This window comes from Monashia sp. HAY1-5C, assembly GCF_056755255.1.
This window is the reverse complement of sequence record NZ_JBPGXG010000658.1, coordinates 1-244: the sequence shown is the minus strand read 5'-3', so window position 1 is coordinate 244 and position 244 is coordinate 1. Positions and strand designations below refer to the sequence as shown.

General features: G+C 32.8%; 1 protein-coding gene. It reads left to right on the top strand.

What is annotated here, in order from left to right:
• Positions 1-244, top strand: a 244-nt coding sequence (locus ACR9ZK_RS23100) for a DNA cytosine methyltransferase (protein ID WP_481344253.1), incomplete at both ends; no start/stop codon positions are given.

Sequence of the window (244 nt, the reverse complement as noted above, 5' to 3'; positions counted from 1 at the left end):
GACTATGGTATTCCTCAAAATCGGGAGCGTGTGTTTTGTGTCAGCATTTTAGGAGAACACGAGCCTTATGTTTTCCCTGAAAAACAAGAGTTGACAATTAGACTAAAGGACATTTTGGAAGATGATGTGGACGAAAAATATTATTTGTCAGAAGAAAAAACTAAACAACTTATTTTACCAGACACGAGTTATTGTATAGATGCTAACTATTATAAAGGTACTAACCTAAACTACTATTTAAAAA